This is a genomic window from Adlercreutzia equolifaciens, assembly GCF_029076695.1.
Classification (GTDB): Bacteria; Actinomycetota; Coriobacteriia; order Coriobacteriales; family Eggerthellaceae; genus Adlercreutzia; species Adlercreutzia equolifaciens_A.
In genome coordinates, this window is sequence record NZ_JARFIK010000001.1 from 446,925 (window position 1) to 471,135 (window position 24,211).

The following is a 24,211-nucleotide window of genomic DNA, read 5'->3' on the forward strand; positions in this document are numbered from 1 at the left end:
ATGGCCCTCGGGCGGTCCCGCCATAGGAAAGGCTGAAAGATGAGAAAGAACAACTGGATTGTGGTCGCCGTAGCGGTGGTTGCCTCCGTGGCCCTTTTGGCTCTGTGGTTCGGGCTTGGGTTCAACCAGGTGGATACCACGCTTGACCTGGTGGTGGCTGTGCTGTGGTGGGTTGTGGTGGCTGCGGTTATCGCCGGCATTATGATGGCCGAGGAGAAGCGCCGCCAGAGAATGCGCGTGGCTTTCGTGGGCGACGGCGTTCTCTATAACGCCGAACGCGGCATTGTGATGGTGGAACATGGCTGGGACGAAGTATCGACGCTGCAGCGCACCCTCGATTCCCTCAGCTATGCGGATCAGCCGGCTGAGCTTTCCCGCAAGAACCGTCCGGCGTTCCGCTGGGTGGTGCGCTCCCACAAATTCGACCAGGGCGGCAACGTATGGGAGGGTGAGGTGCTTCTCGCGGGCAACCCCGACGCCCCGGCCGTGCGCTTCAACGGCCGCGAAGAACTAGCCCGCCTCCTGGGCACCGCCGCTTAAGGTTTCGCAAAGAGACAAATACGCGAAGACAAGGGCCGTCGGCAGTTGCCGGCGGCCCTTTTGCATTGTGCTTGATGGCTTGCGAACCGAAGGCGAGTCTAATGCGACAAGGATGTGACGAAGCATAGGCATCATGGCGTGGTTTCCCCTGCGATCAAAGGAGCAACCATGCGCAATGGTCAACTGGAGTTTACCGACGCACCTATGTTCAGCCGCGTCATGGCGGACGAAAGCATTTGTCGCCGAGTGCTCGAGGCCATCCTTGGCATTGATATCGAGCGAATCGAGTACTCGCACATCGAGCATGTTATCGAGCCGCGATTGGCCTCGCGCGGCATCCGGGCCGACGTTTATGTGAAATCCAGCAACGCTGTCTACGATATAGAGATGCAGACCGTGGGTGACTTCGATATGGGCAAACGCCTTCGCTACTATCAGGGAGCCATGGACGTAGGCATGTTGCAGAAAGGGGACCCGTATGACGCTCTTCCGCGAAGCATCATTATCTTCATCTGCACCTATGACCCTTACCAGAGGGGTCTTCCCGTATACGAGCTCGACGTGCTGTGCCGGGACGCTTTGTCGATAGAGGTTGGGCATGATTTCAAGTGGATCATCTTGAATGCAAAGGCGTTCGCAAGACTCCAGAAAGGCCCCCTTCACGACCTGTTAGAATACGTGGCAGAAGGCACCGTTGAGCGTCCCTGCAGTTTGACCGCGGACATCAAAAGTGCCGTTGCAAGTGCCAATGCAGACGAAAGATGGCGGAGGGAAAACATGGACGTCTATACATGGCAGGAAGATCTTGCATCAAAGGACAAATGGCTGCGGGGTATGCAGGAAAGGCTTGCCGGCGAAGAGAAGAGGCTTGCTGTCAAGGAGGAGAGCCTTGCAGCTCAGGAAGAGGGCCTTATCTCCAAGGAGGAGAGCCTTGCGGCTCAGGAAGAGAACCTTTCTGTCAAGGAGGAGCGGCTGGCCGCGGAGAATGAGAGGCTGATGGTTCAGCAAGGCGCATTGGCTGAGCAGGAAGAGAGTCTTTCCGCACGGGCAGACAGCCTTGCAGCTCAGGAAGAAAGCTTGTCCTCTATGGAGGAAAGCCTCGCCTCCATGGAGGAAAGCCTCGCCTCCAAGGAAGAGCGCCTTGCCGTCCAGAAGGAAGAGCTTGCGGCAAGGGAGGAAGCGCTGGCGGCGCGGGAGGCCGCGCTGGCGGCAAAAGCCCGCGAACTGGGCTTAGATGATCTGGGCTAACCCCCACAGCAGGAAAAGATGCGCGGGATAGTACCAATAGAAGAGCCATTTCAACGGTCGGCCTCGCCGGCCGTTGAAGTTTATAAGGAGCAACGTCGCTAAACCAAAGCCCACAGTGGCATAGCCTAAGGCTCCCAAGGAACTGACAAGCGCTCCGGCATCGTTGACCGTATAGCTGACGAAGGCTGGCAGGCCGCTGCCGTCTCCTCCCACAGCCAGCAGCCCCTGGGCCACTACATCGATAGGCGCTTCCGTTTGAAGCAATGCCTCGCCGCTCAGGCCTTCGAGGGCGGGAAGCCCCAAAGCCAACGCGGCCACCAGCATAGTGAGTCCCACCGCCCGTCGCGCGCCTTCGCTGCGCAGCCGATAGAACAGGTAAATCATCAGAGGGCCAATGATGCCCCAGTCGCACCACACGCTTGCCACAAGGACCATCGCAAAAAGGCCGAAAAACAAGGAGCGCCGGCGCACGTGGTCGTGGGCCCACAACACGCCCAGGCCCAGCAAAAGGGTGACAAGCACGCTGGCCCCGGCGCCCCATAAAAGCGAATAGGGGATCTGGGACAGTGCGGCAAACACCGCCAAGCGCGACGCATAGCTTCGAATGTTTGACGTGTAGCGATAGCCTTCTCCCAGCAGAAACGCCATGATGGGAAAGGTGAGGCCGCCCAGGCTGCAAAGGGCTACCGTGGCCCAGCCAGGCAGCTGCAAGGCGAAAATGTTCGCCACGTGGTTGCAGGTCATGCCCGCAATGGCCACAACCTTCAGCGTGAAACTTGTAATGGCTGGTCTGTTCATGCTGCTATAGTAAACGAAAACACGGAAGGGGAACCCTTTGACCGCAGCGCCACATTGCAACCGCATCGCCGCCGCACCAGTGGCGCTGGTGCTGCTTGCTGGCTTGATTGGTGGCATGGGAACGGCGGTTGCCGCCGGCTTGCCAGGGGGCTTCACCCTTGAGGGCCTCGGCAATGCCCTGGCGGTGGCGTTGGAAACCAGCGTGGTCGAGGAAGTGCTCTTTCGCGGCGTGGTGCTCTGGGGCTTGATATCCTGGTGGGGATCGGGCCGCACAAAGCAGGCAGTGGTGGTGTCGGCGCTGCTGTTCGGCATTCTCCATCTTGCCCCCGACGGGCCTCTCGTTTCGGATCAGGCCTGGTCGGCGGCTCAGACCAGCGGCATTCCCTGGCTTATTCTGGCCATTCAGGCGGTACTGAAGGTGACCCAGGCCACCTTGTTCGGCGTGCTCATGGCGCAGCTGGTGGTGCGCAGCCTTTGGTTCCAGGCGGTCGGGTGGCTGAGAGCACGAAGCTTGGCGGCTCCTCTTGGGCTGCACTTCGCTTTCGATGTGCTGTACTTGGGTATCCCTCTTTGCATAGGACTCTCGTTGCCTGATTCCTATCTGACAGGATCGATGGCCGACGTCGTTACCGTGGCAGTAACGACCCTGCTCCTTGCGGCAGCGCTGCGGTTTTCGTGCAGGCAAGGAATGCACTGCGGCCAAGCGGGCGGTTCGTGCTAGGATGCCCGCATGAACAGAACAGAAGCCTTGCATATTCTCGGTCTTGAGGATGACGCCTCGGCCGACGACATCAAAATTGCCTACCGCGAGACGGTGCAGATTCTCCATCCCGATAAGTTCGCGGGCAACGAGAAGCTGCAGAACCGCGCTACGGAACAGTTCAAGCGCCTGCAAGAGGCCTATGACCTTCTATGCTCCTCGGCGGGGAAAGCTCGTGGGTCTCGTGGCTCGGGATCCTCGACGTCCTCCCGCGCCTCTTCGGGGGGCGCTGCGGCTCGCTCTTGGACAGAGACCGAGGGTGATGTCGAAGTCGAGTACCTCACCGTCGCCGAGATCAAGGCGCGCTTGGCCGGCATTGCCGCCGCCCGTGCCCAGCTGGTATCCCAGCGCGACTTGGTGGCCGACGAGCGTCGCAACGGCCTTATCATGGCTGGTGTCGGTGCTGTTGCCACCCTTGTCACCATCCGTCGCCCCTTCGGCATCCTCGGTATGATCGCTGCTGTTGCGGGTACGGCAACGGTGTGGGGTATCATCCAGGTGATCGGCGCGCAAAGAAATCTCAACACTTTGAACGATCACTTGGCCAAGCTCACCGAGGAACGCAAAGAATACGAAGCACTCCTGGAAGAGTAGGCTTATAATTTCCAGGCCCCATGCTCGGCCGATGCACCAGTGTTCGCCGCCACGACGCCTTGCCGCCTTCGCAGCAAGCGGCATCGACGGCTGCGAACCCGGCCATCCCGAGCCCAACGATACGAAAGAAGATTCATGAAGCAAGAGAACATCCGCAACGTTGCCATCATCGCCCACGTTGACCATGGCAAGACCACGCTGGTCGACCGTCTGCTGTGGTCGTCCCATGTATTCCGCGAGAACCAGCAGGTAGAGGAGCGCGTGCTTGACTCCAACGATCAGGAGCGCGAGCGCGGCATCACTATTTTGTCCAAGAACATCTCCATCACCTACAAGGGTGTGAAGATCAACGTCATCGATACCCCGGGCCACGCCGATTTCGGCGGCGAGGTGGAGCGCGTGCTGAACATGGCCGACGGCGCGCTGCTCATTGTGGATGCCTACGAGGGCCCGAAGCCCCAGACGCGCTTTGTGCTGTCCCACGCCCTGGAGCGTGGTCTGCGCATTGTGGTGGTGGTGAACAAGATCGACCGTCCGAACGCCGACCCCGAGGGCGCGGTGGACAAGGTGTTCGACCTGATGGTGGAACTGGGCGCTTCCGACGAGCAGCTCGACTTCCCCGTGGTTTACGCCTCGGCGGTCAACGGCTACGCCCGCATGACTCCCGATGACGGAAACATGGACATGATCCCGCTGCTGGACACCATTCTGGCCGAGATTCCCGCTCCCGACGTGGACATCGATGGCCCGGTGGCCCTGCAGGTGTGCACGGTGGACCATTCCAGCTACGAGGGCCGCATCGGCGTTGGGCGTCTGTCCTCGGGTACGCTGCATGAGAAGGAGCAGGTGCTGGTGGTGAAGCCCGACGGCACCGAGCGCCGCGCGCAGATTCGCAAGGTCTACACCTTCGAGAACCTGGGCAAGGCCGAGGTGACCGCCGCCGACGCCGGCGACATTGTGGCCGTCATCGGCATCGAGGACGCCGACATCGGCGACATCATCACCGATCCCGAGAACCCGGTGGAAATGGCCGCCATCAAGGTGGAGGAGCCCACCATGGCCGTCGTATTCGAGGCTTCCACCAGCCCCTTGGTGGGTCGCGAGGGCGATATTGTGGGCGGCCGCCAGCTGAAGGAGCGCCTCATGCGCGAGAAGGAGAGCAACATCTCCATGCGCATCAACGAGCTTGAGGACAAGACGGGCATCGAGGTGGCTGGCCGCGGCGTGCTGCACCTGTCGGTGCTCATGGAAACCATGCGCCGCGAAGGCTTCGAGTTCCAGGTGGGCCGTCCCCGCGTGGTGTACAAGACTGCCGCTGACGGCAGCAAGCTGGAGCCTATCGAGGAAGCCACGGTGGACGTGCCCAACGAGTACGCCGGCAAGGCCATCGAGGTCATGGGCACCGCGGGCGGCATCATGGAGGACATGGCTCAGGACGAGACCATGACCCACCTCACTTTCCGCATCCCCTCGCGCGGCACCATGGGTCTGAAGACGCGTATCCTCAACGCCACCCACGGCGAGGCGGTGCTGTTCCACCACTTCAAGGAGTACGGTCCCTTCTCGGGCGAAATGGCCGGCCGCAAGAACGGCGGCATGATCGCCATGTCCACGGGCAAGGCGGTGGCCTACGCCCTTGACACGCTCCAGGAGCGCGGGCGTTTGTTCGTGAGCCCGGGCGACGAGTGCTACGAGGGCATGATTGTGGGCGAGTCCGCCAAGGAAGGCGACATGGTGGTGAACGTCGAGAAGACGAAGAACCTGGGCAATCAGCGCTCCAGCTCGGCCGATAAGGCCATTCAGCTGACGCCGCCCATCACCTTCACGCTGGAAGAGGCTTTGGAGTACATCGAGGACGACGAGCTGGTGGAGGTGACGCCGGAGTCCATCCGCCTGCGCAAGCGCCTGCTGTCCGCCACCGACCGCAAGAAGGCCGCCAAGAAGTAAGCGGGCCTCGTCGCTGCTGACGGACGTCGGGAGCGCTAGCGTTGCGGCGTTAACAGACGCTTGGCCTCGCGCCAGAGGGAATCTCACTGACTTCCTTGGGCGCACCTGTGAACACGTCTCTTTTTCGCATCAAACCCCATGTCAATTACTCATGGTTGACATGGGGTTTCTTTCTTTGCAGTCATTGACGATACGTGAATCAAAAGTGGGCAAATTGTGCGGCGGTTGTTACCTAATGGTAAGCCGTGGGACAATGCAGAACGAAATCATCGGGGACTGTCTCAAAACGCACTCGTGCAACGAAATTCGCAGCCCCGTCACCTATGAGGGAAGGTAAGTATGAAGAAACGGTTTTTTGCGAAGTCCCTTGCCGTCGTCAGCCTGGCTGCACTGTGCGCTCTGAGCGCCACGGGCTGCTCTTCGAGCGATGGGCAGAACAAGCAAACCTACACCGGAGGGGTAGCCGCCACCGTCAACGGGGTGGAGATCCAGGAGGACACCATCACGGCTGCCATCGAGGGCATTCGTGAGCAGATGGGCGTCACCGACGAGGACTCCTGGGGCAAGTGGCTCGCCGAGAACGACTACACCCCCGAGAGCGTCCGCGAGGAGATCATCGATTCCTATGTGGACCAGGAGCTGGTGAAGCAGGGCAGCGAGGCCATGGACATCACGGCCGACTCCGACGAGGTTAACCAGTACATCGAATCCATGCGCAGCAACTACGATTCCGATGAGGCCTGGGCCAATGCCCTTGAGGCCGTGGGCATGACCGAGGACGAGTATCGCGATAACATCGAGCTCTCCCTGGTATCCCAGCAGCTGCGCACCAAGCTGGCCGAGAACTCCGAGGAGCCCACCGAGGAAGAGCTGGTAACTACGGCGCAGACCTATCTTCCCACCTACGACGGCGCGAAGAAGTCTTCCCATATCCTGTTTGACGCCAGCGATGAAGACCTGGCCCAGGAAGTGCTCGAGAAGCTGCAGTCTGGCGAGCTTGATTTCGCCACCGCCGCCGAGTCCTACTCGAAGGACACCGGCTCGGCTGCCGACGGCGGTAACGTGGGCTGGGACAAGCTGACCAGCTTCGTGACGGAGTACACCACGGCCTTGAACGAGCTGGAGAAGGGCGAGATCAGCGGTCTGGTTACCAGCAGCTATGGTATCCACATCATTCAGTGCACCGACGTCTTCGAGGCTCCGGAGGAGCTGACCAAGATGGACCAGCTGCCCGAGGAGTTCCAGGAGGCCGTGCGCACGATCCTCACGTCCAACAACGAGTCCCAAGCTTATTACACATGGGTTGAGGAGCAGCGCGAGGGTGCGGACATCGTGATCAACGACATGCCCGAGGGCCTGCCCTACTACGTCGACATGGCGAACTACCCGAAGAGCGAGACCGACGACAGCGCCCAGATTGTGGGCACCGATGCCGACGGCAACCCGATCAGCGTCGAGACGGTTGACGGCGAAGAGACGGGCGATGAGGCCACCCAGGAAGAGGGCTCCGAGGAAGGTGCTCAGGACGAGGGCTCTGACGCCGGCGACCAGAGTGCCGAAGGCGAAGGCTCTGACGAGGGCTCCAATGAGGGTTCCGGCGAGGGCGAAACGGCCGCCGAATAGAGAAACGTCGCGAGGGTTACCTTGCGAGGAGAGAGAAGGAAGCGCCCGCTCATTGAGCGGGCGCTTCCGCATGAGAAGGAGAGATGGACCCATGGTCTGTGCTGAAGTTGTCCCGAACCCGCAAGATGAGCGCCTTCTCGCTGGTTATGGCAATTCGGGCACGCTTGCAGGCGACGGTTCGGCTCTTTTTGGGGACGGCAAACAAGGCGCTGGGGTATCCTCATCGGCTCAGGCTCCTCTCGTGCAGCTGCGCGATGCCTGTGTGAGACGCGCGGGCCGCTCGATTCTTTCGGTAGGGGAGTTCTCTCTCCAGGAGGGAGAGTCGGTGGCGCTTCTGGGCCCGAACGGCTCGGGCAAGTCTACCTTCATCGGGCTCATTACGCGTGAGGTGCACCCGCTTCATCGCGATGAAGCGCCCGTGCTGTTTCGCGGCAGCAGCCGCACCCCTTTGGCCGACATCAAGAAGGCCATGGGCGTGGTGTCCTCGTCGATGCAGGATCAGATTCGCGTGCATCTGCCAGCGGCGGACATTGTGGCTGGCGGCTTGTTCGGCTCGCTCGGCGTGCCCCTGCGGCGAGAGGTGACCGAGGGTCAGCGTGCTCAGGCGCGCTCGACCATGGCCGCTCTGGGCATCGCCGACTTGGCGGATAGGGACATCCTGACGCTGTCGACGGGCCAGGCACGCCGCGTTCTCATCGCCCGTGCCTTAGTGCACGATCCGGACGTACTCATCTTCGACGAGCCCTGCACGGGACTCGATCCCGCCGGTATGTACCATGTGCGAAACACCATGAGCCAGCTAGCCCGTGAGGGTCGCGCGGTGTTGCTGGTTACACACTATCCCGAGGATATCGTCCCGGAAATGCAACGCCTGGTGCTGGTGAAGGACGGCCGCCTCGTGGCCGATGGCCCCAAGAAAGAGCTGCTCACCAGCGACGTCATGACGCGCCTGTTCGACGTACCCTTGGAAGTAGTAGAAGCCCACGGCCACTACAGCATCGTCGGAGCCTAGAGGTTCGACGCGCCTTTCCCTCTCGCTCTCGCCCTCGGCTTCGGCTTCGGCTTCGTCCCGGCCCCGGCTTCGGCTTCGGATTCGCCCTCATCCTCTCCTTCGGCAAATTCCCCTATAGCCAAGTTTCGAGCGTTTCGGGGGAATAATTTGCGTTTAGTTAACCTCTCTGCCGACACTCCGATGGAAATCACGCTCTGATTGACCACATGGGACAAAAACAAGAGGGTTACTCCTCCCAAGAAGATGTTTTCTTGGCTCCGAAGGCCACTCCATGCTAACAAAACGCAAGAAAATGCCCAGAAAGACAGCAGTCCTTCAGAGAACTCGAGGTCTAGCTTGTTTTGAAATGTGTTGCTGCAGGTAGGAACTACCTTGTAGAAAGTAAACTGGCGGAGGAGGAGGGATTCGAACCCTCGTCACCGGGGTTACCGGTGAAACGGTTTTCGAGACCGCCGCATTCAACCACTCTGCCACCCCTCCGCGCGGGGTGATGCGTCCACAGGGACGCCATAGAAAAACGAGCCGGGAAGGCTCGTGGGAAAATCTGGCGGAGAGATGGGGATTCGAACCCCAGATACCCTTTTGGGGCATACACGATTTCCAATCGTGCTCCTTCGGCCAGCTCGGACATCTCTCCGCATAGCGTCTGCCTCACCGAAGTGAAGTGCCTTAGAAGTATAGCGCAGCAAACGGCGCACCTCAAGAAAATTTTCGTAGGATGGGCGTATTTGCATAAGTTGGCCGCGGAAGCCCTTCTTTCAGCGATTTGACCATATCGCCCGCAAGCATCGCTGCGTACAATGGTGCCAAAGAGAGAAAACGAAGGACGAGCCATGCCCATCATTGATGCCCACTCCCATATCTACCCCGAGAAGATTTCCCAGAAGGCCGTCGGATCAGTAGGGAAGTTCTACTCTGCCCATATGGATGCCCCGGACGCGTCGGCCCAGGCGCTCCTGGATACCTGTGAGGGATCTCCCATTACCCATCACCTGGTCCATTCGGTGGCCACCAGTCCCGCGCAGGTTGAAACCATCAACGACTTCGTGGCCGAGCAGTGCGCTGCCCATGACAACTTCATCGGTTTCGCCACCATGCATCAAGATTACGAGAACCTGGAAGCAGAAATCGACCGCGCCATTGGTCTGGGGCTGAAAGGCGTGAAGATCCACCCCGACAATCAGCGTGTGAACATGGACGATCCGCGTCTCATGCGTCTCTACGAGTGCATCGAGGGACGCTTGCCCATCGTTATCCACACGGGAGACTACCGCTTCGACTTCTCCCATCCAAGGCGCCTGAAGAAGATCCTCCATACCTTCCCGAACCTGGTGGTGGATGCCGCGCACTTCGGCGGCTGGTCCATCTTCGACTATGCCTTGGAAATCCTCGAGGACGAGAACTGCTACATCGACACCTCTAGTGCCCTCGAATTCCTCGGCCCGCGTCGCACCGTGGAACTAGCCCGCGCCTACGGTATCGAGCGCGTAATGTTCGGCAGCGACTTCCCCATGTGGAGCCCCGTGTCGGAGTTGAACATGCTGGCCGCTATGGATTTCACCCAAGAAGAATTCAAAGCCATAACCTGGGACAACGCCCTGCGTTTCATCGGAATAGAGGAAGACGAACTTCTCAAGTAGCTATTTCGCCCGCAATCCCAGGCTAAAGCCAAAGCTCCAACCTATGCCCCAAATCCAGACAGCGTAGCGGACGGCGCCGGCATCCCCGGAGGGCACCGTCTGAACACCAAAAAGAAAGGCGACCAAAGGTCGCCAAGTGAATACATGAAGGAGCGAAGCGCACGAGGCCGAAGGCCGAGCAGCGGAGCGGCGCGTGCCCGGAGGGGATGCCGGGGCCGTCCGCGGTCAGGTGGCTTGAACCTCCAGGTTCCAAGAGTGCCTAGTTTGGTTCCCTGACAGCTGTCAAAACCGAAGAGTTCGGTACCTCCACGTCGCAAAACCCCAGGTCATAAATCCTCTTAAAAGCAAGAGGGGGAACCAAACCCCCTAATTCTGGAACTTTTTCTGGTTCTGGAACCAAACCCCCTGGTTCTGGAACCAAGCGCCCCGACCTTGGTTTTCGCGGCCCGGGGGAATTAGCCCCCAACAACAAGAAAAGGCCCAAAAGGGCCTTTTCGCGTGTCCCGGGAATGGAACCTCAGGCGTGGAGCTACTCCATTTTCACGTGTCTGGGAGAGAACCGTCAGTGCTACTCCACGTCTGGTCGCTCGATAGCCATCCCGATGCGGTCGATGCGCAGGCGATCCATGGCCAGCACGGTAAAGGTAACCTTGGTGCCCTTGTCCTCCAGGACGCAGACATCGCCCTCGCCAGGAATGCGATCGAACAGCGAGAGCAGCAGGCCGCCGGCTGTCTCCACGTCGCCGGCCTCTTCCGGCTCGAAGCCCAGGATCTCCACCAGCTCGTTAATGCCCAGGGTGCCGTTGATCTGGTAGGTGCCGTCGGGCATCTGCTCCACGTCGTCATCGGTGTCGTGGACGTACTCGTCGTCGATGCGACCCACAATCTGCTCCATGATGTCGCTCATGGTGACAATGCCGGCCGTGCCGCCGTGCTCGTCAACTACGACGCAGATCTTCGTGCGGCCCTCCTGCATGGTTTCTAGCAGCTTGGCAATGGGGATGCCTTCGGGAACGGGCGGCAGGTCGCGGATGTTCCAGTCGGCCACGGGCGTGTCGAGGGGCATATCTACCAGGTCCTTCGTGTGGACGAAACCCACCATATGGTCTTTCGACCCATTGCACACCGGGTAGCGCGAGTACTTGTACTGGCGAATCAGCTCGAGGTTCTCTTCCAGTGAGTCTTCCAGGTTCAGGCAGATGACGTCGGTGCGGGGGGTCATGATGCCCTCGGCGTCCTTGTCGCCCAAGTCGAAGATGTTGTCCACAAACTCGTTTTCCTCGGCGCCGATAAGGCCGTTTTCCGTGGACTCGTCGATGAGCAGCTTGATCTCCTCGCCGGTGTACACCTCGTGCTCGTCGGCCGGGTCATGGCCGAACAGGCGCATAACGCCGTTGGTGATGCCGTTGAAGATGACCATGACAGGGTAGGTGATGCGGTAGAACACGCGCAGAGGACCAGCGGTGTGCAGCGCGTACTTTTCGGTGGAGAAGATGGCGAAGGACTTCGGGATGAGCTCGCCTACTACCACATGGAGGGTGGTGACGATGAAGAAGCCCACGGCCACGCAGATGGGGTAGACAGCCGACTCGGGGAAGCCCCAGGCCAGCAGCGGAGCTTCCAGCACGGCGGAAACGGCCGGCTCGCCCAACCAGCCGATGGCCAGAGAGGCAAGGGTGATGCCCAGCTGGCAGGCGGACAGGTAGGCATTGATGTGGGTGGTCACGTCGCGGGCAGCTTCAGCCCCGCGGCGCTTCTCGGCCACGGCCATGTCGATCTGACTTTTGCGCACACGGACGAGCGCGAACTCGGCTACTACGAAAAATGCGTTCATAAGCAGGAAGAACAGCACGAGTAGCAAGCATATGGCGGTATACATACCGGAAACACCCTTTCGCGGAAGGCATCTGCCCAGCGGGCACCTTCGTCGTTGAAACATATATGAGTCTTATCCTAGGCGATTTTCTTCAGCGACGTTCGCCTGGAGAGAAACTGACACCACATTATTACAAGCCAGAGAGCCCTTGGTGAAGACAGTGGTCGGACAGAAGGGAGCAAGCTGTGCTGCGGCCAGCAGAGCTTCTGGTTCTCGGACGGGGCCGCCGGCCGTCCCCTGCGGATCGAGCTCGCCCGTTCCTACAAGAAAGGAACTTCTTGACCGAGCCCATCATCAACTTCGTTGACGCGGTGGTAAAGTGACATAGTTTTCCATGAGCATAAGAAGTTGCGAGAGCAAATGAGGTGGATATGAAGCTTACGCGCAAGCAGTGGCTGATGCTGATCGTGCTGGTCCTGGGTGCCTTTGTAACGGTGCTCAACCAGACCCTTGTTACCCCGGCCCTTCCCTCCATTATGGAGGAGATGGCCGTCGACCAGTCCACGGCCCAGTGGCTGACGACGGGCTTTACCCTGGTGAACGCCATCATGATCCCCATTACGGCATTTTTGCAGGACCGGTTCTCCACGCGCAAGCTGTTCGTGTTCTCCATGGGGTGCTTCGCCTTGGGCACCCTGATGGCGGCGGTGGGCTACAACTTCCCGCTGCTGCTGGGCGGCCGCTTGGTGCAGGCGGCGGGCGCCGGTATCCTTATGCCCGTTACCATGACGGTGCTCATGCTGGTGTTCCCCGTGGATCGCCGCGGCTCGGCCATGGGCATTTTCGGCCTGGTCATTGCCTTTGCGCCGGCCATCGGCCCCACGGTGGCGGGCTTCGTTATCGATCAGGCCGACTGGCACATTCTGTTCTATGCGGTGTTCTTCATCTCGCTGGCCATCATTGTGCTGTCGCTATTCTTCATCGACAACAAGCCGCCGGCGAACAAGGGCGACGCGGTGCTCGATCCGCTGTCCCTGGCACTGTCCACCTTGGGCTTCGGCATGCTGCTCTATGGCTTCTCGGCCCTGGGATCGAGCGGGTTCACGCCCGTCACCATCGGCACGACGCTTGTCGGTGTGATCGGCGTCGTGTGGTTCTTCATTCGTCAGACGCGCCTGCCGCACCCCATGCTGCGCGTCGAGGTGCTGAAGAACCGCCGCTTCCTCATTGGCACCATCATTGGCATGCTGGTGCAAGGCGCTCTGCTGGCCGCCGGTATCCTCATGCCTATCTACATTCAGTCCCTGCGCGGCTTCTCGGCCACGCTGTCCGGTTTGGTGCTTATGCCCGGCGCCATCCTCATGGGCATCATGAACCCCATTGCCGGCAAGATGTTCGACCGCCATGGCCCTCGCAAGATGGCTATTACGGGCATGTCGTTGCTGACGCTTACTACGGTGGCCTTCGCCATTCTGAACCTTGAGTCGAACATCATTTACATCACCATCGTGTACACCGTGCGCATGTTCTCTATGGCCCTGGTGAACATGCCCATCACCACCTGGGGCATGAACGCCCTGGACAACAAGGTCATGAACCACGGCACCTCGGTGAACAACACCCTGCGTCAGGTGGCGGGCTCGCTGGGCACGGCTATTATTATTTCGGCGTCCACCATGACCCAAGCGGCCACGGTGCCCACCTTCGGAGAGGCCCAGGGTACCATGTTCGGTATCAACGTGGCCTTTACCGTGTGCGCCCTGCTGTGCCTGATCGGCCTGGTTATGACCATCGCGCTGGTGAAAGACAAACCCGGCGAGGAAGCGGCCGTGGACGAAGAGGGCGCGCGCAAGTCGCTGCTGAAGTCCATTATGAAAACCGACGTGTTCTCGCTGCCGGTGGATGCCACAGTGGAGCAGGCCATGCGCCTGTTCGTGAACAAGGGCATTTCCGCGGCACCAATTGTGGACGCCCATGGTGAGCCGGTGGGCTTCGTGTCCGACGGCGACATCCTGAAGCGCCTGTCGCCTCGCGGCGCCTCGTTCACCGATCCCATTGTGCTTATCAACCGCACCATGATCGACGAAGAGGGCTACGAGGAGAAGCTGGCGAAGCTTATGCAGATGCCCGTGCGCGAGATTGGCGCCGCACGTCCCATCTGCGTAAGCGTCCATGCGAAGCTGCCCGATGTGTGCCGTGTGCTGGCCGAGAACCACTTGAAGAAGGTGCCGGTGCTGGAGGACGGCCACATTGTGGGCATTATCAACCGCAGCGACATCACGCAGTACTCTATGGCCGCCTACCTGGCCGATCATCCGGAGCGTGCCGTGAGTGTGGGGGCCGGTCCCTCGGGCCAGGACGAGTGCGTAGAAGATGCCAGCGGTGTGTGCGAGCTGCCCTCTAAATAAAATCAAGCGGCCCCGGCGAGCAAGGCAACGGGGCCGCTTGGGCTTGGGAAGCCGCGAGGCGATGGGCTTCCGTGCTACCAGAGGCTGAGTGAAGTGGTGTCGTTTGAGGCAGGATTGGCATTCAGTATCTCTGACTTCCATGGTAGCCATTTCCCGTTCCTCGGCCGTGCGCGGCGGCGAAACGTGGCCGAACTGCTAAACTAGCAGGCAACTAAAATCGAGGACAGGAGAGTCCCATGTTCGGAGACAATCTCGAGCGTATTGTGGCCGCTATCGAGAAGAACTACGAGGCCGACGAAATCTTCTTCACCAAGCCCGGACGGCGCTTCCCCAGTCGCACCGCCATCAAGGGGCTCATTACCGAGCTGCGTCGGGTGCTGTTCCCTGGCTATTTCGGTCCTGAAATGCTGACGCCCCAAACGAGTCCGGCCTATTTCATCGGCCAGTCGCTTATCGATATCGAGGCCGTCCTGCGTGAGCAGCTCATCTTGGCCCTCACCTACACCTCCGAAGAGCGCGACGATCTTATTGAAGCCGGAAATCCCCACTGCCTGGGTTGCGGCTCCGACGCCATTTGCAAGCAGGCCGCCGACATCTGCACCGCTTTCTTCGATGAGCTGCCTCACATTCAGCGTGTGCTGCTCACCGACGTGCAGGCGCTGTACGACGGCGACCCGGCCGCGGGCTCGAAGGAAGAGGTTATCTTCACCTACCCGGGCCTTTACGCCATCTATGTGTACCGCATTGCCAACGTGCTGTACAAGCTGGGCGTGCCCATCATCCCGCGCGTGATGACCGAGATCGCTCATTCGTCCACGGGCATCGATATTGGCGCCGGGGCTACTATCGGCGAGTACTTCTTCATCGACCACGGCACCGGCGTGGTTATTGGCGAGACCACCATTATCGGCGAGCACGTGAAGCTGTACCAGGGCGTTACCCTGGGCGCGCTCTCTACCCGCGGCGGTCAACGCCTGGCCGGCGTGAAGCGTCATCCTACCATCGAGGACAACGTTACCATTTACTCGAACGCCAGCGTTTTGGGCGGCGAGACGGTCATTGGCGAGGGCTCGGTTATTGCCGGCTCCACCTTCGTCACGTTCAGTGTGCCGGCAAACTCCCGGGTGTCCGTGAAGGAGCAGGAGATTCGCGTGCGTCAGCCCGGCGAGCGCGACTAGACCGCTGGCGTTTTCAAAGAAGGAACCATGGACAATCTAAATACGTTTCAACGGGCCGCGCGCAAGGTGAAAGAGGTCACGCTGCCCACACCGTTGGTGGAAAGCCCGGCTTTCGGGCGAAGCACGGGCAATCGCGTCTTCCTCAAGCCCGAGAACATGCAGCGTACCGGCGCCTACAAGGTGCGCGGGGCCTACTATAAAATCTCGACACTTACCGAGGAGGAGCGCGAGCGCGGGCTCATTACCGCTTCGGCGGGCAATCATGCCCAGGGCGTGGCTCGCGCGGCCAAGCAGTACGGCGTGCGCGCCGTGGTGGTCATGCCGGAAACCACGCCGCCCATCAAGATTTCGCGCACCGAGGCGCTGGGAGCGGAAGTGGTGTTACACGGCTCCGTGTTCGACGAGGCCTTTGCCCATGCTCAGCAGCTCGCGGCCGAGCAGGGGCTTACCATGGTGCACCCCTTCGATGATGTGGACGTAGCCTGCGGTCAGGGCTCGGTGGCCATGGAAATCTTCGAGGAGCTGCCCGAGGTGGACATCATTCTGGTGCCCATTGGCGGCGGTGGCTTGGCCTCGGGCGTCTCGACCGCGGCGAAGCTCATGAATCCCGAAGTGAAGGTTATCGGCGTGGAGCCGGAGGGGGCGGCGTGCATGAAGGCCTCCCTGGAAGCTGGGGAAGTGGTGGCTCTTCCTGGAGCCTCTACCATTGCCGATGGCACCGCCGTGCTAGAGCCGGGGCATAAGGTGTTCCCCTACATTCAGAAAAACTTGGACGGCATTATTACCGTGCCCGACGAGGAGCTGATTCCCGCCTTTTTGGACATGGTGGAAAACCACAAGATGGTGGTTGAGAACTCCGGTCTTCTGACCGTGGCGGCCCTTTCGCATTTGCCCGCCGAGGGCAAAAACGTGGTGGCTATTCTCTCGGGCGGCAATATGGATGTCATCACCATGTCGAACGTCGTGCAGTTGGGTCTTATTGCCCGAGGCCGTATCTTCACGGTGTCCATCATGCTGCCTGATCGACCGGGCGGCCTGGTGCAGGTGTCTCAGATTGTGGCCGAGCATAGCGGCAACGTCATTCGCCTTAACCACAACCAGTTCGCCACGGTGAATCGCAACGCGGCCGTGGAGCTGCGCGTGACCATCGAGGCTTTCGACGCCCAGCACAAGGAGCGTATCATCGAGGCGCTGCGTGAGGCGGGGCTCGATGTGCGCGAGGTAGAGGCCTCGCTGTAGGGCTGGTTTTGCCCAGGTCTTCGTTGCGGCTGGGGCGTCCCTGGGTCCTGGACCCTCGTTGCAGGTTTCAGTGGGGCGCTTCCTAGTCCGGCGGAGCGGTGCCGCGAGCTTCGGCCAGGGCGACTGCGCCGACGGGCCATCGCGCGCCTTAGCGCTTGAGCGGTTGCCCTGAAACGGTTAGCGGTAAACTCAACGATGAGTTAATTCATCTACAACCGAATTACACCCTCACTTTTTTGAAGGGGTTGTGAACTGCGCTTTTGTCGGTGTTGACCTTCTTTTGACAAAGATTAGTATCGTCATCCTGCTTTAAGCGAACCGTTGTGCAACCGACTTACCAAAGGAGGGTAAGACCATGAAGAACAATCTCTGGATCATCGCGCTTATCGTTGTCGCCGCTGCCGCCGTGCTGCTGGCTGCTTGGCACCTGCTGGGTTTGGGTCAGGCCGACGACGCTATCGTAACTGCCGGTGCCATGGGCTGGATTGCCCTCGCCCTCGTCGGCTTCGGCGCCCTCGCCGCCGCTGACCCCTTCCGCTCCCGCGCGTAGAGCGAGCTTAGCAACCCGCCTTACCTAAAGGCCGCGAGTGAGTCTAGCGACTACTCGCGGCCTTTTGCGTTGGTCTCCGGGGGATTGGGTTCCGAAAATGGCTGGTTTGGTTCCCCCAGGCACCAGTTACGGGATGATCCGACCTGGGGTTTCTTCATCAATAGGAACCAAAGCAGCGGTTCTTGGTTGTCTCAGGGGAACCAAACTGGCCGATTCTGCACCGTAACTCCATTTTGTACCGTAGTCCCGTTCTGCACCGTAGCTCCGCGAAACATCGCGGACGTGCCCGTTCTTACGAAGCAGAGCGGGCGGCCTTCTTGGCTTTGCGGGCGTAGGCGCGCTTCTGCATGGCGTCGACGCAGGTGGCTACGGCGGCGTCGCCGGTGACGTTCACCGTGGTGCGGGCCATGTCCAGAATACGGTCGACGCCGGCCACCAGGGCCACGCCCTCCACGGGCAAGCCCACCGACTGCAGCACCATGGCCAGCATGATCATGCCGGAACCGGGCACGCCGGCGGTGCCGATGGAGGCCAGCACGCTGGTCATTACAATGGTGAACTGCTGGCCGATGGTCAGATCGATGCCGAACACCTGGGCGATGAAGATGGCGCAAACACCCTGGTAGATAGCGGTGCCGTCCATATTGATGGTGGCGCCCAGCGGCAGCACGAAAGACGTAACCTCCTTCGACACCCCCATCTTCTCGGTGCACTCCATGTTGATGGGCAGTGTGCCCACCGAGGAGGCCGAGGCGAAGGCGAAGCCGATGACCGGCATCTCGCCCTTGAGGAACTTGAGCGGATTCATGCGGGCGAAGAGCTTGATGATGCCCGAGTACACCAGAAGAATCTGACATGCCATGGCCACGTAGGCCACCACAATGAGCCAGAGCAGCGGGCGCAGCACATCGATGCCGTTGTTGGCAATGACGGGGCAGATGAGCCCGAACACGCCAAAGGGCGCCACCAGAATGATGCCGCGCATGATGGCAATGCACACGTCAGACAGCGAGTTGCAGATCTCGATAACCGGCTTGGCCTTCTTGCCCGCGGCAATCATACCGAAGCCGAACACCACGGCGATGACGATGACCTGCAGCATGGTGGCGTCGGCCATGGGCTGGAAGAAGTTGCTGGGGAAGATGTTCACAATGGTGTCGATGAGCGACGGCGGATCGGTGGCCTCGTAGGAGAGGTCCTCCGTGGGCATCTGGTAGCCCGCGCCCACATTCATCAAGTTGGCGAACACCAAGCCCAAGGTAACGGCGCAGGCAGTGGTGGCCAGGTAGAACAAAATAGTCTTGCCGCCGATGGCTCCCACCTTCTTGACGTCGTCAAGCGATACCACGCCGGCAATGATGGAAAACAGCACCAAGGGCACGACGATCATCTTGATGAGGTTCAAGAAGATGGTGCCGAAGGGCTTGATGTAGGTGTCGGCAACTTCCGGAACGCCCTGCAGGGCCAACCCCACCAGCACGCCCAGGACAAGGGCGATGAAGATCCAGGTGGTCAAAGAGAGCTTCTTGAACCAAGGTTTCGGTTTGGGAGCCTCTTCGACGGAAGTGGTTGCGGCATCGGATTTCTCCATGGAAAGCCCTTTCGTAACGAAGTGCCCAGAGGGCCCTGCTTGCGAGAGTTCATTATATAAAGAAGAACGCGCAGGGGGAAAGGGTAAGTTGGAGGCTGAAAATACTTGCGCCCGCCAGAGTGGGCGGGCGCATATTGAGTGAGAAGAACGGGGAAGGAACGAGTTACTCCTCGTCGTCCTCCATCATGTCCTCGAGCACCGCTTGCACCAGCTCCAGCTGCTCTTCGGATTCCAGCTGATCCAGGACGAGCAGGGGCAGCCCGGAGTCGCCAAGGACCACCTCTTCGGGGCGGTACAGGGCCGCCAGCACTTCAAGTTCTTCGCCCTCCTCGGCATCATCTTCGGCGAAGATGATGAAGTCTTCATCGGTTTCGTCCACATGGAAGGTGGCCACGGTTTCGTAGGTGGCAATGACGCCATCCTCTTCGACCACCATAAAGCGTTCGAGATCGAGCTCGTTTTCATCAAGGGTGTCCATCGGGTCGCTCATAGCGCCTCCTTTTTCGGAACTTCAGATGGGAGCAGTGTAACGCAGAACCAACCTCTTTTCCCAAGAAAACGACCCTCTTACAAACCGCGACAAGCTGGAGCTGCTGATGCTTCCCATGCCATAATGAGCCCAAGGAAAGAGTGAAGGAAAAGAGGTTGTTGGCTGCCTGTTGGCAATTTGCGACAACCCGTTGCTCACGCGAAAGGATGCCCTATGGAACGAAACGACGTCGTGAAGGCGGCAGAGGCCTATTGGGACCAGAATTGGCCCGCTATCAAGGCTGATATCGCCACCCTGGTAGAAATTCCCAGCACGGAAGATTTGGCTGCGGCCGGCCCGGGCGAGCCTTATGGCCCCGGCCCCGCGAAGGCGCTGGCCGCGGCTTTGGACATTGCCGCCGGCATGGGCTTTGAAACTACCAACTGCGAAGGCCACATCGGTTTTGCCGATCTGGCGGGTGATACACCAGTTCAGCTGGGCATTATCGGCCATATGGACGTGGTGCCTGCCGGTCCGGGTTGGACCTTCCCTCCCTTTGAGGTCACCGAGAAAGACGGCTATCTCATCGGCCGCGGTACGCTGGACGACAAGGGCCCCTCGGTGGTGGCCCTCCATGCCATGAAGTGCCTGGGCGAGCTGCCCGTGGATCGCCGCTATACCATGCGCTTCCTGTTCGGGGCCAACGAGGAAACTTCCATGGCCGACGTGGTTTACTATCACGAGCACTACGATGATCCGGCCTTCATCTTCACGCCCGATGCCGACTTCCCCACCTGCTACGGTGAGAAAGGCGGCTTTGACGGCCGTATCACCAGCGCGATAATCGACGACCCCGTTATCCTCGAGTTCGACGGCGGCGTGGTCACCAACGCCGTGCCCGGTGTGGCCACGGCCCTGGTGAAGGCCAATGCGGCCGATCTGCCCGCAGCCGAGCGCCTGACCATCACCGATGAGGGCGACGGTCTGGTGCGCATCGATGCCGAGGGCGTGAACGCCCACGCGGCGTGGCCCGAGCGCGGCATCAGCGCCATCAAGCTCATCGTCGATTATCTGCTGGCCAACAACTTGTGCAACGAGCAGGAGCGCGCCTTCCTGGAGTTCGACCAGAAGCTGGTCAGCCATACTGACGGCTCCGGCGTGGGCATTGCCACGGCCGACGAGTACTTCGGCCCGCTGACCGTGGTGGGCGGCACCATCCATATTGTGGACGGCCGCTTCGTGCAGACCATGGACAGCCGTTGGCCCACGTCCATCACCTCGGACGAGATCATCGACATCATGACCAAGCAGACCGACGCCATTGGCGCCACGTTCGAGAACACCCTGCTCATGGTGCCGTTCCTGGTGAAGCCCGACGATCCGGAAATTCAGGCCCTGCAGAATGCCTTCCACGAGGTAACGGGCGACGACCACCAGCCCTTCACCATCGGCGGCGGCACCTATGCCCGCGAGTTCAAGAAGGGTGCATCCTTTGGTGTGAATATGCCTTGGATTCCCAATCCCGACTGGGTCGGCGGCGAACATGGCCCTGACGAGGGCGTGGCTATCGACCTGCTGCGCACGGCCTTCATCATCTACGTGCTGGGTCTCTACGACTTGCAGCAGCTGGACCTTGCTGACGAGTAGTCACTGACGCCTCCTCGACGCGGCGAACTATAGAAAGCCCCCGTCATCCATAGAAAAGTCTGATCTGGGTTAAACCCGTGGTTATTCTTTTTCGTGGACGGCGGGGGCCTTTGTGTGCTATAGAATAGAGAAAGTTTTACCTGCGTATTTTGGAGGACAAAGTGCTTAACGCTATCATCGTTGACGACGAAGCGCCCGCGCGTTCCGAACTTCGTTTCCTGCTTGATGAAGTAGGCGGGGTTGAGGTAACGGCTGAAGCCGCCAGCGTGCGCGAGGCTATCGAGAAACTCAAGGAATATCCCTGCGACGTGATGTTCCTCGACGTGAATATGCCCGAGGCAACGGGCCTGCAGCTGGCCGAGGCCCTGCAGCATCTGAAGTTCCCCCCGGCGGTGGTGTTCGTGACCGCCTATAGCGAGCATGCCCTTGATGCGTTCAAGGTCAGTGCCATCGACTACCTGGTCAAGCCCGTGGAAACCGAGCGCTTGGCCCAGGCCATCGCCCGTGTGCGCGAGCATGTGGCCCTGCATATGCAGGCCCATAAGTCCGAGCGCATCCCCGTGGAAAAGGGCGGCAAGAAAATCCTCATCGGCATCGACAAGATCCGCTTCGTCATGGCCCGCGATGATTACGCCTACCTGCAGACGGACACCGACCGCTACTTCTCCACGGTCAGCTTGGCTCAGCTGGAGAAGCGCCTCGATGGTCATGGGTTCTTCCGCGTGCACCGCGGCTACCTGGTGAATCTTTCCATGGTGGAGGAAATCGAGTCCGTGTCCGGCGGTACGCTGCTGCTTACGCTCAACGGCGTCGAGGAAAAGATTCCCGTCTCCCGCCGCCGCGTGTCCTCGCTGAAGAAGGCCCTCAACCTTTAGCGTTCCGTCGTTGCTGACGCAACGACGTTCACCTCGACGCTGCGGTTCCGGGAGGCACCTGTCGAAACCTTGCTGGCTTCCTTGGGCGAACCTATGAACTAACCCTCCTCCGGGAGGGTTATTTTTTTGCTTACGGCGCCTTCGCCTGCGCCATTTGGGTTAAAGGACACTTCAGGGTTCACAGAACCGCCATACCCTCAGGGCGTTTTCTGACGGAGAGATACCCCTTTGGTAGAATGTTTCAAACAAGTTAACGAACAGGCGGCCGCAGCGAGAAGGCGCGGCCCGCTTCGTTTTTGGCTGGCATTGTCCTGAAGAGAAGGAAAGCCTATGCTCTCCGCAGATATCGAGAAGATGTACCCCGCGGCAAAAACACTGGTGAAGGCCCATGCGGCCAGCCGCATCCACCAGAAGGATGCCACGCTGTACGACTTTTCCGACGACGCTCAGGCCTGTGCGGCCGAGTTCCTTGGCTGGGCCGATCTGGCCACCAACCCCCCGTGCGATCTTGCCACCATTCAGGCCTTTGCCGATGAGGTGGTGGAGGCCGGGCTGGACACCATTCTACTGATCGGCCAGGGCGGCTCCACCCAGGCGCCCATGACCATCACCAAGTACAACAAGCACGATTCCACGCGGGTGAAGTTCCGCACCCTCGATTCGGACTCTCCCGTGCGCGTGCGCGAGATGCTCACCATTTGCGATCCCCATCGCACCCTGGTCATCATCTCATCCAAAAGCGGCGGCACCATCGAGCCGCGCATGTTGCTGGATGCCGTGCGCGCCTCGTTCGAAAAAGAGCTGGGCGACCACGCCGTTAAGCACTTGGTGGCTATTACCGACCCCGGTAGCGAGCTGGGCAAGATGGCGCGGGAAGAAGGCTGGCGCGCCGTCTTCTCCGGAGAGCCGACGGTAGGGGGGCGCTTCTCGGCTCTTTCGGTGTTCGGTCTGGTGCCCGCGGCGCTGGCCGGCATCGACATGGAGGAGTTCCTGGAGCATGCCCGTCAGGCTGAGGAGATTTGCAGCGAAGACGCCATCGACAACCCCGCCATTAATTTGGCGGCCTTCCTGTACGACAACTACCTGAAGGGTCGCAACAAGTTCTCCTTCCTGACGCCGAAGCGCGGCCGCGTGCTGGGTCTGTGGATCGAGCAGCTGGTGGCCGAGTCGCTGGGTAAGGAAGGCCAGGGCATTCTGCCGAACATCGAGATCGACTCGCTGCTGCTCACCGAAGACCCCGGCGATCGCTGCATCATCATGTACCAAACTCAAACGGATTTGTGGGACGAGCGCCGCAACTTCGAGATGAGTCTGGCCTACATCGATCCGGCCATTCCGCGATTGAATTACCGCATCGACACCGTGGCCGAGCTGGCCGAGCATTTTGTCATGTGGGAGTATGCCATCGCTATGTGCGGCTACCTTATGCAGGTAAGCCCCTTCGATCAGCCCGATGTGGCGTCGGCCAAGGCCGAGGTTCTGGAAATTCTGGAGAACGGCCAGCCGGAGCCGAATTTCACCGAGGTGTTCACCCAGGATGTGGACATGGGCAATGTGGAAGTTAGTTACGCGCCTATGTTCGAGGGTTGCGAGGAGCTGCACGAGACGCTGTACGCGCTGCTGTCCTCCATTCAGCCGGGCGATTTCTTCGCATTGAACGCCTTCCTGCCTTTTACGGGAGAGGGCCGTCGCGAGGCCATCGAGCAGATGCGCCATGGCGTGGCCGAGTCCTTCGGCGTGGTGTCGTGCCTGGAGGTGGGGCCGCGCTACCTGCACTCCACGGGCCAGCTGCAGAAGGGCGGCCCGAACATGGGCGTCTTCCTTATTCTGTCCGCCGACGAGCTCAAGGACATTCCGCTGCCCGAGGGCGCCACGGCGCCGAGTCTTGGCGCTCTGGCGAAGGCCCAGGCCGCTGGTGATTTGGTCACCTTGGCCAAGCGGGGCCGTCGCTGCGTGCACCTGCACCTGCCGGACAACTCCGGGGTGACGCTGCGCTTGCTGGCCCAGGTGGTGGACGATGTCATCGCCGACATCCTTACCGACCGCGCCCTGGCCGAAGCAGCCGCGCTGGCCGAAGAAGAGGTCGAAGCGGCTGAGGTTACCGCGGTGGTCGAGACGGTCGAGCCCATGGGCGAAACCGAGGCCAACACTAACGACTCCCTCGAGGGCGCCCAGCTCTAACCTTCCCCTTGCCTTCGCGTGCGGCGTATTACCGACTGGTCACGCTCCGAAGCTATGATGCCATGCATGGTCTACAATGGACGAAACGCGTTTTA

Annotated in this window: 19 protein-coding genes and 2 tRNA genes; 15 read left to right on the forward strand and 6 right to left on the reverse strand. The window is 60.3% G+C overall.

All coding sequences use genetic code 11. The annotated features are described in order from the left end of the window. Positions 1 to 39 precede the first annotated feature (39 nt). On the forward strand, positions 40 to 540 hold the full coding sequence (locus PZH32_RS01560) for a hypothetical protein (RefSeq protein WP_275205873.1): 501 nt from the start codon (positions 40 to 42) through the stop codon (positions 538 to 540). A gap of 168 nt (positions 541 to 708) precedes the next feature. Further along, positions 709 to 1,788 carry an Rpn family recombination-promoting nuclease/putative transposase gene (locus PZH32_RS01565; RefSeq protein WP_275205874.1) on the forward strand — a complete coding sequence of 360 codons (1,080 nt, stop codon included), beginning with the start codon at positions 709 to 711 and terminating at the stop codon, positions 1,786 to 1,788. Here PZH32_RS01565 and PZH32_RS01570 read toward each other — a convergent pair. Then, the gene (locus PZH32_RS01570; RefSeq protein WP_275205875.1) at positions 1,771 to 2,586 is read right to left on the reverse strand and encodes a TraX family protein; all 816 of its coding nucleotides are present in this window, start codon (positions 2,584 to 2,586) and stop codon (positions 1,771 to 1,773) included. The genes PZH32_RS01565 and PZH32_RS01570 overlap by 18 nt on opposite strands. 37 nt (positions 2,587 to 2,623) lie before the next feature. On the opposite strand from PZH32_RS01570, the gene PZH32_RS01575 reads away from it, so the two are divergent. From PZH32_RS01575 to PZH32_RS01595, 5 genes are all read left to right on the forward strand, one after another. Further along, complete coding sequence (locus PZH32_RS01575; RefSeq protein ID WP_275205876.1) at positions 2,624 to 3,307, forward strand: CPBP family intramembrane glutamic endopeptidase; 684 nt, start codon at positions 2,624 to 2,626, stop codon at positions 3,305 to 3,307. A 9-nt stretch (positions 3,308 to 3,316) separates the two neighbouring features. Next, positions 3,317 to 3,940, forward strand: a complete 624-nt coding sequence (locus PZH32_RS01580) for a J domain-containing protein (protein ID WP_275205877.1) — start codon at positions 3,317 to 3,319, stop codon at positions 3,938 to 3,940. A 135-nt stretch (positions 3,941 to 4,075) separates the two neighbouring features. Next, the gene (gene typA, locus PZH32_RS01585; protein ID WP_275205878.1) at positions 4,076 to 5,887 is read left to right on the forward strand and encodes a translational GTPase TypA; all 1,812 of its coding nucleotides are present in this window, start codon (positions 4,076 to 4,078) and stop codon (positions 5,885 to 5,887) included. Between the two features lie 339 nt (positions 5,888 to 6,226). Then, a complete protein-coding gene (locus tag PZH32_RS01590) occupies positions 6,227 to 7,510 on the forward strand; it encodes a peptidylprolyl isomerase (protein WP_275205879.1) in 1,284 nt (427 codons plus the stop codon). A 91-nt stretch (positions 7,511 to 7,601) separates the two neighbouring features. Continuing rightward, on the forward strand, positions 7,602 to 8,522 hold the full coding sequence (locus PZH32_RS01595) for an ABC transporter ATP-binding protein (RefSeq protein WP_275205880.1): 921 nt from the start codon (positions 7,602 to 7,604) through the stop codon (positions 8,520 to 8,522). 387 nt (positions 8,523 to 8,909) lie between these two features. Here the strand turns inward: PZH32_RS01595 and PZH32_RS01600 are convergent. Together PZH32_RS01600 and PZH32_RS01605 are read right to left on the reverse strand one after the other, a co-directional pair. Next, a tRNA-Ser gene (locus tag PZH32_RS01600) sits at positions 8,910 to 9,002 on the reverse strand. A gap of 65 nt (positions 9,003 to 9,067) precedes the next feature. Then, positions 9,068 to 9,159 (reverse strand) — tRNA-Ser (locus tag PZH32_RS01605). Positions 9,160 to 9,355: 196 nt separating this feature from the next. Between PZH32_RS01605 and PZH32_RS01610 the strand changes: the two genes are divergently transcribed. Further along, the gene (locus tag PZH32_RS01610) at positions 9,356 to 10,162 is read left to right on the forward strand and encodes an amidohydrolase family protein (protein WP_275205881.1); all 807 of its coding nucleotides are present in this window, start codon (positions 9,356 to 9,358) and stop codon (positions 10,160 to 10,162) included. A 568-nt stretch (positions 10,163 to 10,730) separates the two neighbouring features. On the opposite strand, the gene PZH32_RS01615 is transcribed toward PZH32_RS01610, so the two are convergent. Then, positions 10,731 to 12,041, reverse strand: a complete 1,311-nt coding sequence (locus tag PZH32_RS01615) for a hemolysin family protein (protein ID WP_275205882.1) — start codon at positions 12,039 to 12,041, stop codon at positions 10,731 to 10,733. 368 nt (positions 12,042 to 12,409) lie between these two features. Here PZH32_RS01615 and PZH32_RS01620 point away from each other — a divergent pair, with 368 nt between their 5' ends. From PZH32_RS01620 to PZH32_RS01635, 4 genes are all read left to right on the forward strand, one after another. Then, positions 12,410 to 14,386, forward strand: coding sequence for an MDR family MFS transporter (locus tag PZH32_RS01620; protein ID WP_275205883.1), 1,977 nt, complete (start codon positions 12,410 to 12,412; stop codon positions 14,384 to 14,386). Between the two features lie 236 nt (positions 14,387 to 14,622). Beyond that, positions 14,623 to 15,564 carry a serine O-acetyltransferase gene (locus tag PZH32_RS01625; RefSeq protein WP_275205884.1) on the forward strand — a complete coding sequence of 314 codons (942 nt, stop codon included), beginning with the start codon at positions 14,623 to 14,625 and terminating at the stop codon, positions 15,562 to 15,564. A 27-nt stretch (positions 15,565 to 15,591) separates the two neighbouring features. After that, a complete protein-coding gene (ilvA, locus tag PZH32_RS01630) occupies positions 15,592 to 16,803 on the forward strand; it encodes a threonine ammonia-lyase (protein ID WP_275205885.1) in 1,212 nt (403 codons plus the stop codon). Between the two features lie 355 nt (positions 16,804 to 17,158). Further along, positions 17,159 to 17,353 carry a hypothetical protein gene (locus PZH32_RS01635; RefSeq protein ID WP_275205886.1) on the forward strand — a complete coding sequence of 65 codons (195 nt, stop codon included), beginning with the start codon at positions 17,159 to 17,161 and terminating at the stop codon, positions 17,351 to 17,353. A 292-nt stretch (positions 17,354 to 17,645) separates the two neighbouring features. Here PZH32_RS01635 and PZH32_RS01640 read toward each other — a convergent pair whose 3' ends face one another. Then, entirely contained in the window at positions 17,646 to 18,944 is a 1,299-nt protein-coding gene (locus PZH32_RS01640) for a dicarboxylate/amino acid:cation symporter (RefSeq protein ID WP_275205887.1), read from the reverse strand. A gap of 163 nt (positions 18,945 to 19,107) precedes the next feature. Continuing rightward, positions 19,108 to 19,434 (reverse strand): hypothetical protein, encoded by a 327-nt coding sequence (locus PZH32_RS01645; protein ID WP_275205888.1) that lies wholly within the window; start codon positions 19,432 to 19,434, stop codon positions 19,108 to 19,110. 213 nt (positions 19,435 to 19,647) lie between these two features. Between PZH32_RS01645 and PZH32_RS01650 the strand changes: the two genes are divergently transcribed. The 3 genes from PZH32_RS01650 to PZH32_RS01660 all read left to right on the forward strand — a co-directional run bounded on the left by PZH32_RS01650 (position 19,648) and on the right by PZH32_RS01660 (position 24,116). Next, positions 19,648 to 21,060, forward strand: a complete 1,413-nt coding sequence (locus tag PZH32_RS01650) for a Sapep family Mn(2+)-dependent dipeptidase (RefSeq protein ID WP_275205889.1) — start codon at positions 19,648 to 19,650, stop codon at positions 21,058 to 21,060. Between the two features lie 161 nt (positions 21,061 to 21,221). Further along, entirely contained in the window at positions 21,222 to 21,935 is a 714-nt protein-coding gene (locus PZH32_RS01655) for a LytR/AlgR family response regulator transcription factor (protein WP_275205890.1), read from the forward strand. Between the two features lie 330 nt (positions 21,936 to 22,265). After that, the gene (locus PZH32_RS01660; RefSeq protein ID WP_275205891.1) at positions 22,266 to 24,116 is read left to right on the forward strand and encodes a glucose-6-phosphate isomerase; all 1,851 of its coding nucleotides are present in this window, start codon (positions 22,266 to 22,268) and stop codon (positions 24,114 to 24,116) included. Positions 24,117 to 24,211 lie beyond the last annotated feature (95 nt).

Bases quoted from the DNA above. Each gene is read 5' to 3' on its own strand.
- typA (WP_275205878.1), top strand. From the start codon at position 4,076: ATGAAGCAAGAGAACATCCGCAACGTTGCCATCATCGCCCACGTTGAC.
- PZH32_RS01645 (WP_275205888.1), bottom strand. From the start codon at position 19,434: ATGAGCGACCCGATGGACACCCTTGATGAAAACGAGCTCGATCTCGAA.
- PZH32_RS01620 (WP_275205883.1), top strand. From the start codon at position 12,410: ATGAAGCTTACGCGCAAGCAGTGGCTGATGCTGATCGTGCTGGTCCTG.
- PZH32_RS01560 (WP_275205873.1), top strand. From the start codon at position 40: ATGAGAAAGAACAACTGGATTGTGGTCGCCGTAGCGGTGGTTGCCTCC.
- PZH32_RS01635 (WP_275205886.1), top strand. From the start codon at position 17,159: ATGAAGAACAATCTCTGGATCATCGCGCTTATCGTTGTCGCCGCTGCC.
- PZH32_RS01580 (WP_275205877.1), top strand. From the start codon at position 3,317: ATGAACAGAACAGAAGCCTTGCATATTCTCGGTCTTGAGGATGACGCC.
- PZH32_RS01570 (WP_275205875.1), bottom strand. From the start codon at position 2,586: ATGAACAGACCAGCCATTACAAGTTTCACGCTGAAGGTTGTGGCCATT.
- PZH32_RS01640 (WP_275205887.1), bottom strand. From the start codon at position 18,944: ATGGAGAAATCCGATGCCGCAACCACTTCCGTCGAAGAGGCTCCCAAA.
- PZH32_RS01625 (WP_275205884.1), top strand. From the start codon at position 14,623: ATGTTCGGAGACAATCTCGAGCGTATTGTGGCCGCTATCGAGAAGAAC.
- PZH32_RS01650 (WP_275205889.1), top strand. From the start codon at position 19,648: ATGGAACGAAACGACGTCGTGAAGGCGGCAGAGGCCTATTGGGACCAG.
- PZH32_RS01590 (WP_275205879.1), top strand. From the start codon at position 6,227: ATGAAGAAACGGTTTTTTGCGAAGTCCCTTGCCGTCGTCAGCCTGGCT.
- PZH32_RS01595 (WP_275205880.1), top strand. From the start codon at position 7,602: ATGGTCTGTGCTGAAGTTGTCCCGAACCCGCAAGATGAGCGCCTTCTC.
- PZH32_RS01615 (WP_275205882.1), bottom strand. From the start codon at position 12,041: ATGTATACCGCCATATGCTTGCTACTCGTGCTGTTCTTCCTGCTTATG.
- PZH32_RS01610 (WP_275205881.1), top strand. From the start codon at position 9,356: ATGCCCATCATTGATGCCCACTCCCATATCTACCCCGAGAAGATTTCC.
- ilvA (WP_275205885.1), top strand. From the start codon at position 15,592: ATGGACAATCTAAATACGTTTCAACGGGCCGCGCGCAAGGTGAAAGAG.
- PZH32_RS01565 (WP_275205874.1), top strand. From the start codon at position 709: ATGCGCAATGGTCAACTGGAGTTTACCGACGCACCTATGTTCAGCCGC.
- PZH32_RS01660 (WP_275205891.1), top strand. From the start codon at position 22,266: ATGCTCTCCGCAGATATCGAGAAGATGTACCCCGCGGCAAAAACACTG.